A 6800-nucleotide genomic window follows, 5' to 3' on the forward strand; every position below is an offset into this window, starting at 1 on the left:
AAACGACTTTTAGTCGAAATCGAACCTATGGATTTTCAATCCATAGTGGTTCAGTTGGAAAGAGTTGCAAGGAGAAATAAAAGAATCGGCAGCAATATTAAAAGAGAAAGCCAAGGAATTATTACCAACTTCCACGAAAGAAGCTACTTTTGTCCATAATGATATCAGGGACAAAGTAGCAGAAATTGGCAGGTGTCTAGGTTTTAGAGCAGAAGTAGAAAAGAGAGTTGCAGATGGAGCAGTTGTCGATGCCGTCTGGGAAGTTACTATTGGTAATATGGGGCGTGTCATTTATGTTTTTGAAGTTCAAACTGCAGGTTCTATTGATAGTCTCATCCTAAATCTGATGAAATCTAAAAACAATAAGGCAGTTCAAGGAATAGTCGCTGTAACAGACCAAAAGCAAATCGAAAGAATAAAAAGAGAAATAGCAACTTTACCCATAAAGGATGAGGTCAGATTTTGGGATTATGAGGAAGTATTAAGAATACACGAGTCTCTGCAGTTTGTAAATGAGTCTATCAATAATTTAGGTCTAGTTCCGAAAGGGTTGTAATGATGAATATTGGGTTTATAAATCTTTATGTGTTATGCCTTCTCCTATTCAGTTTTATGAGTACGACGACCGCATCGAGATCCAAAATCCTGGCGGCTTATACGGCAAGGTCAGTCCCGACAATTTCCCCAATGTGAGTGATTATCGGAATCCCTTTATTGCCGAAGCAATGAAAGTCTTGGACTATGTAAACCAATTCAGCCGTGGAGTGTATCGAGTTCAGAAGGAGTTGGAAGAAAACGGTAATGGGCAGGCCTTTTTTGATTTTTCTTTGCTTACAGCTTTTCGAGTAGTTGAGAACGTTTCTCAAAAGTACTTTGAAGAAGGCTTTGGAGGAGAAACTACCCAAGAAAAGCCCAAGAAAGACCCAAGAAAGACCCAAGAAACGTCCAAGAAACATCCAAGAAACATCCAAGAAGAACTGTTGGATATAATCAAACAAAATCCAGAGATGACGCGAAGAGAAATGGAAATGATGCTTGGCTGTTCAACGGGTAAAATAAAGTATTACATTGAGAAAATGACTAAGCAAGGACTCATTAAGCACGAAGGCTCGACAAAGGCAGGTAAGTGGATAATAGTCAAATAGAACGTGAAGAATGTGTTGCATATAATATTGAGCGGTCTTTTATTGCCTGTATTGGTTGTCGTGCTCATAGGGACACTTCTGCCAAGAACCAGAACAGAAACAAAACAGTGCATTTTGAATGCCCCTGTTGATGCCGTTTTTGCTATCGTGACCAACAATCAAGAATGGCATTACAGAAGTTCTCTGGATACTTTGGAGATCATCTGTACCCAAGGGGACATTGAAGAATGGGAAGAGACTGCCAATGGCGTAACTATCCGATTCAAGACACTTGAGAAGAGACCACATTCTTTCTACAGTTTTGAGATGGATAGTAAAATGTTCACAGGAGAATGGCAGGCAACATTTGAACCGATGGAAGGAGGTAAAACCCTATTCACTGCAACAGAAAAGATAGAATACAAGAATCTGTTCTATCGTTTGGTTGGGTATGTTTTTATGGACTTAAACAAGTTTATGACCACATATCAAGAAGAACTTACAGCTCGAATAAAACTTGAAAAAGCAGAGCAATAAAGACAATATAACCGATTGTTTGTAATCGATTTCAGAAACCATATTTGCACCACACAATTACAATCCGCTGTAAATCAACTTACACTTGTTTAAGAAAGAGGAATAAATAATCTGTTCCGATGGAAATCTCCTGCTTTTTTTACGTCGTTCGCTTATCGGAAAATCAAGTGGATTGCGTCCAATAATGCTTCAATTGTTTGCACCTCTGTTGTTTTTCCATCGGGATGATGGATCACAAATCCACAGGATGATTCGCCGTCTGTCCTGATATAGGTGTCGCTATCTATATGGTGGTGTGCGAGAATACCGTTACGCTGCAAGGCTTTGCGTACCATAGCGTATCGATTTCCATGTCCTTCGATACGAATTTGTGCGCGGAATACATTGTCGATACGAAAGAAGCCAGTCTCCGTGTCGTACGTAATACCTTTACGCGAAAAGAAGCTACTTAGTTTGCCTTCGAGCGAAAGATCTTCGGGCGTACCGGTAACGATACCGTTGACTTTATCCATCAGCCATATTTTATCGGCAATTTGCAAAGCCAGTTCCAGGTCGTGGGTCGACATGAAAACGGTCTTGTCAATTGTTTGTGTCAAATTATGCAGCAATTGCATGATTTCAACCTTACTTGGAAAATCGAGGAAAGCTGTGGGTTCGTCGAGGAAGATTACAGGTGTTTCCTGTGCCAGTGCTTTTGCGATCATCACCTTTTGGCGTTCTCCGTCACTCAGCGTATGCACCATGCGTTGGGCAAGCGCTGTGATATTCACCAACTCGATAGCTTCCTGTACCGCTTCCTTGTCTTTTTGCCTCAAGGTACCCCAAAAACCGGTGTACGGACTTCGTCCGAGGCCGATCAGCTCTTCGGCTGTCATGTTGCGGATGTCGCATTTCTCTGTCAGTACGACACCTATCAACGTCGCTAACCTTTTATCGTCGTATTGCGAAAGTGGACGGCCGAGGATTTCAATTTCCCCATCAATCGGTGCCTGAAAAGCGGAGAGGGTCCGGAGCAGGGTCGATTTCCCGACGCCGTTCGTGCCCAAGAGACATGTCAGTTCACCGCTGTTGATTTGTGCATGAATATGAGAGGCCACGAGTTTCGTGCCGTGCTTGTCGGGATATCCGATACTCAAATCCCGAATGTTGATGGTCATCTGTTTCATTCGCTCATTTCGTTTTTACGTTTGCTGAAAAGGACATATACGACGATCGGAGCACCGATAAGCGCCGTGATGGAGTTGACCGGCAATGCACCTTCAAAGCCAGGCATGCGTGCGATCAGGTTGCACAGCAGAGCCAGTGAAGAACCGGTAAGTACGGCTGCGGGCATCAATACGCGATGATCGGAGGTACGCAGCAAGCCTCGGCACAAATGGGGTACGGCGAGCCCGAGAAAAATCACCGGGCCGCAATAAGCTGTCACAATGGCTGTAAGGACTCCCGAACAGGAGATGACATACAGCCGTGCCCGTTTGATATTCAGACCCAGATTCTTGGCATAGCCATCGCCGAGAAGCAACAGGTTGAGGGTTTTGATCAGCAGAAATGACAGTGGCAGCAATATGATCATAATGTAGATGAAGAGCGTCATCTGGTTGCCCGACACACGTGCGAAACTGCCCAGCCCCCAGATAACGTATGCGCGGATGTCTTCTTCTACACTGAAGTATTTGAATACGCCGATAATCGCATTCGCAACGTAACCGATCATCACTCCGATAATCAGCAAAGTCACACTTCCTTTGACTTTTTGCGAGACAAATACGATCAGCGTCATTACCGAGAGTGCGCCTGCCGTAGCCGCGATGGTCAAGGCAATCTCTCCGATGTATCCTAATTTGCTCAATGCTACGCCGCCGATACTGCCCGAAAGCAGGATCACCGAAGCTACCCCGAGGCTTGCCCCTGAACTGATACCCAGCACCGAAGGGCCTGCCAACGGGTTGCGAAAGACGGTTTGCATCTGCAGGCCGCTTACGGATAGTCCTGCTCCCGCTACTAATGCCGTAATTGACTGAGGTACCCGTGACTTCCAGACAATATTTTGCCATACGACGGGTTCTTCCGCCGATCCGCAAACAATGTTCCAAACCGAACGTAGGGGGATGTGCACGGAACCCAGTACGAGGTTGAGGAAGAAAAAGAATACGATCGATACCGAGATGAAGATAAGTACGAGAACCGTGTATCGCTTCATTTCAGTAATTGGTAATATACCGGTTCGTAATCGGGCAGCAGATCGGGATGGAAGACCCTGATCAGGTCGGCCAGTATGACTTCCGGTTGCGAAGGGGCGCTTTCGTAAAACGGTTGTTTGCGTAAGTTGCAGTAAATAACCCCTTTGTTACGGAAGGCGTTGAAATCAGCGTATCGGTTGTCTTCTTTACGCAAAGCGTCGTAGGAAAATGCTCCGTCAAAACTGTTCACGATGCGCCAATATTGAGCACCTTCAGCCTGACTGTAGACGGCCTCGAAATCGAGTGTAAGTCCTCCGGAATGCGTGTCGTCTTTCAGAAAGTAATCAGCCCCGGCATCGCGAAATTGCTGTGCCAGAAAACTTTTTCCGCCTACAGCATACCAATTACCTCCCCGCATCTCGCCACTGAACACCATGGGACGCTTTTCAACATGGGCTGTCAGCGCCTTCAGTTCATTGTATTTTCGTTCAATTTCGTCGAAACATTGGTTCGCTTCTTCTTCACAACCGGTAAGCAATCCGATCAATCTGATCCATTCGGCCTGTCCGAGCGGGGTCAGCTCTTTGTAGCCCAGATGAGGAATCAGGGGGACGCCTGTTTCTTTCAAGGCTTCATATCCTCCGCGTTTAAACGGTGAGATCAGAATAATTTCCGGATCCATCCCGATGATGATCTCCGTGTCGAAATTCCCTTCGATTCCTATTTTGCGTGTTTGACCTGTTTTCAGCTGCTCGTTCATCTTCGAGTCGAAGAGATGGCGTGTGCTTGTGATACCCGTCACAAGGTACTGCCTGCCGAGCTTGATGAAATTCGATAGTTGCAACGAAGTCATACAAACAACTTTGCTTATAGGAATGGGTATGGGCTCGTAATTGTCCGGAATCGGTAGTCCCTTTTCCGCTTTCGGGACGAGAGCATAGTGGTATGAGGCGCCTTCTTCCTTTTGCGGGTCTTGAATATCCACAAGCCATATTTTACCGGAAGAGGTGATACGGAAGCCTTGTGCATAACGAGTGCGCATCTGTTCCGTTCGCTCTTTATCAGTAGCATCTCCCGTATTCTTCTCTGTCTGTCGTTTGCCTGTCTGCTGACATGATGCCCATAACATCAGCATGATACAGACAATCCATTTTTTTTTCATTTCTATTATTATCCATTGTTGCTCTTTCACCCGAAAGTGGTCCGTTCTGTATGCAAAAGGCAGGTCTTCTGACTTGTTCCGTAAAGCACGCCTTCCCGGATTTTGCACCAGTGGCGGAGGTTGTGCTCCATAAATAGAACTTACAGCTACGGGGATAGTTCCCGATTCTCACGGGATTCCCTTTTCATTTCACTTCGTGCATGACGAACCGAAAAACCTTTGCAGAAGCAAAGGTAGTGCAAACAAAAGCAATGACAAAAAAAATTGTCTTCTTTTGCAAAAATGCCTACCTTTGAACCTCCATTCGTTAAAAAGAAGGAAGATGAAACAATTGATAATAAGTATGCTGTTGGCAGCATGCACAATAGTAGGTGTCGGAGCGCAGGATATGGCCGAGCTGTTTGTGAAGATGCCGGATGAATATACGATCGGGTTGGAAGATGCGTGGCGGAAGGATCTGGTGAATCTGTACCGGGCAGGAAAAGAAGCCAAGCTGCAGAACATGATGCAGGGCGCATCGCAATTGATGAAACTTACCCCCGACTATCTGAAAATACAGACGAGCGGGCGAAGCACTGTTGAACTGAGACGCCTTCCATTAGTCAACCATACCTGGATTATTTGTATGGTTACCACCGTCTCGGCTCCCGTATCCGATAGTCGTATTCATTTCTTTACGACAGACTGGAAGCCGCTTCCTGACGATGGCTTGTATAGCCCTGTCTCGGTCGATGACTTTCTTCTGCCGGATGTTGATACGACCGATGTTGCTTTTCTTGATGTGATGGCGGCACTTGATATGGATTTATTTGTTTACCGGTTAAACGAAGATGCGCAGACGTTGACTGCCGAGTATACGACCTTGTACTATCTTGACACTGCTATGCGTGATAAAGCGAAGCAATTTTTCAAAACGGAACCGAAAGTATTTACGTGGACAAAGGGACGTTTTGAGTAGGCGATGGTTTTTTATTTTTCAGGTACGGGAAATTCTTTGTGGGTAGCGCGTTCGGTAGCCGATGTTCTCTCCGAACAACTTATCTCTATGTCGGAATATCTTCTGAAAGATACGCTGAAGCAGCCGTTTTTCTCTTTATCCGAAAGGGAAAGCGTGGGTTTTGTCTTTCCGGTGCATTCGTGGGGTGTGCCTCCGTTGGTGAAGGACTTTATTCGTCGAGTTCGCTTTGATTCTCATGAATCTCCATTGATATACGCTATTTTTACGTGTGGCGACGAATGCGGATATACAGGACGGATGTTTCAGCGTCTGCTTGCAGAGCGGGGATGGAAAAGCCGTCACATCTATTCTTTGCAAATGCCGAACAGTTACATTGTTTTTCCCGGATTCGACGTAGATGATAAGGCATTGGAGGAAAAGAAGAAGAGGAGGGCGAAAGAAAAACTTCCCAGCTTGATTCGAGCAATAGCCGACGATGAGCCGGCAGATTGTTACATCACCGGTTCAATGCCTTTTCTGAAATCAAAGGTGATCTATCCGTTGTTTTGCAAATATGCACTGAACAGCCGACCGTTTTATGCTACCGACGATTGCATCGCATGCTCTCTTTGTGCCTCGCAGTGCCCTACTGCCAACATTACACTGGTCGATAAAAAACCGCGTTGGGGAAGAAATTGCACACAGTGTCTGGCATGTATTCATCATTGTCCTGTTCGAGCCATCGAATATGGCAAGACCACTCAAAAAAAAGGACGATATACGTTCCGTTGATGATAGAATTGTATACCTTTCCTCTAAAAGGTATTTTTGAGATTCCGTACACTGTTGCACGGCAGCTT

General features: G+C 45.5%; 7 protein-coding genes, 1 pseudogene and 1 riboswitch. Of the genes and pseudogenes, 5 read left to right on the forward strand and 3 right to left on the reverse strand.

Translation table 11 applies throughout. From position 1 onward, the window contains the following. The first annotated feature begins 64 nt into the window (after positions 1-64). From ACTTKA_RS11780 to ACTTKA_RS11790, 3 genes and pseudogenes are all read left to right on the forward strand, one after another. Positions 65-556 (forward strand): hypothetical protein, encoded by a 492-nt coding sequence (locus ACTTKA_RS11780; RefSeq protein WP_442725178.1) that lies wholly within the window; start codon positions 65-67, stop codon positions 554-556. A 40-nt stretch (positions 557-596) separates the two neighbouring features. Further along, positions 597-1145 (forward strand): annotated as a pseudogene (locus ACTTKA_RS11785) (ATP-binding protein); the annotation flags it as partial. A 3-nt stretch (positions 1146-1148) separates the two neighbouring features. After that, positions 1149-1661 carry an SRPBCC family protein gene (locus ACTTKA_RS11790; protein ID WP_442725179.1) on the forward strand — a complete coding sequence of 171 codons (513 nt, stop codon included), beginning with the start codon at positions 1149-1151 and terminating at the stop codon, positions 1659-1661. 152 nt (positions 1662-1813) lie between these two features. Here ACTTKA_RS11790 and ACTTKA_RS11795 read toward each other — a convergent pair whose 3' ends face one another. From ACTTKA_RS11795 to ACTTKA_RS11805, 3 genes are read right to left on the reverse strand one after another with little or no spacing between them, the layout of a single operon-like run. Then, entirely contained in the window at positions 1814-2827 is a 1014-nt protein-coding gene (locus ACTTKA_RS11795) for an ABC transporter ATP-binding protein (RefSeq protein ID WP_442725180.1), read from the reverse strand. Continuing rightward, entirely contained in the window at positions 2824-3861 is a 1038-nt protein-coding gene (locus ACTTKA_RS11800; protein WP_442725181.1) for an iron chelate uptake ABC transporter family permease subunit, read from the reverse strand. The genes ACTTKA_RS11795 and ACTTKA_RS11800 overlap by 4 nt, the downstream gene beginning before the upstream one ends. Continuing rightward, entirely contained in the window at positions 3858-5003 is a 1146-nt protein-coding gene (locus ACTTKA_RS11805; protein ID WP_046825545.1) for an ABC transporter substrate-binding protein, read from the reverse strand. Before ACTTKA_RS11805 ends, ACTTKA_RS11800 begins: the two co-directional genes overlap by 4 nt. Before the next feature lie 41 nt (positions 5004-5044). Further along, a riboswitch (cobalamin riboswitch) is annotated at positions 5045-5239 on the reverse strand. 86 nt (positions 5240-5325) lie between these two features. Between ACTTKA_RS11805 and ACTTKA_RS11810 the strand changes: the two genes are divergently transcribed. Together ACTTKA_RS11810 and ACTTKA_RS11815 are read left to right on the forward strand one after the other, a co-directional pair. Then, positions 5326-5961 (forward strand): DUF3256 family protein, encoded by a 636-nt coding sequence (locus ACTTKA_RS11810; protein WP_442725182.1) that lies wholly within the window; start codon positions 5326-5328, stop codon positions 5959-5961. Positions 5962-5964: 3 nt separating this feature from the next. Continuing rightward, positions 5965-6732: an EFR1 family ferrodoxin gene (locus ACTTKA_RS11815; RefSeq protein WP_442725183.1), complete on the forward strand. Its 768-nt coding sequence runs from the start codon at positions 5965-5967 to the stop codon at positions 6730-6732. The last annotated feature ends 68 nt before the right edge of the window (positions 6733-6800 follow it).

The sequence above is a fragment of the Tannerella sp. genome, assembly GCF_052170195.1.
Classification (GTDB): Bacteria; Bacteroidota; Bacteroidia; order Bacteroidales; family Tannerellaceae; genus Tannerella.

What these genes read in the sequence shown, in the direction of transcription:
- ACTTKA_RS11805 (WP_046825545.1), bottom strand. Translation starts at nt 5,003, where the DNA reads ATGAAAAAAAAATGGATTGTCTGTATCATGCTGATGTTATGGGCATCA.
- ACTTKA_RS11810 (WP_442725182.1), top strand. Translation starts at nt 5,326, where the DNA reads ATGAAACAATTGATAATAAGTATGCTGTTGGCAGCATGCACAATAGTA.
- ACTTKA_RS11815 (WP_442725183.1), top strand. Translation starts at nt 5,965, where the DNA reads ATGGTTTTTTATTTTTCAGGTACGGGAAATTCTTTGTGGGTAGCGCGT.
- ACTTKA_RS11795 (WP_442725180.1), bottom strand. Translation starts at nt 2,827, where the DNA reads ATGAAACAGATGACCATCAACATTCGGGATTTGAGTATCGGATATCCC.
- ACTTKA_RS11800 (WP_442725181.1), bottom strand. Translation starts at nt 3,861, where the DNA reads ATGAAGCGATACACGGTTCTCGTACTTATCTTCATCTCGGTATCGATC.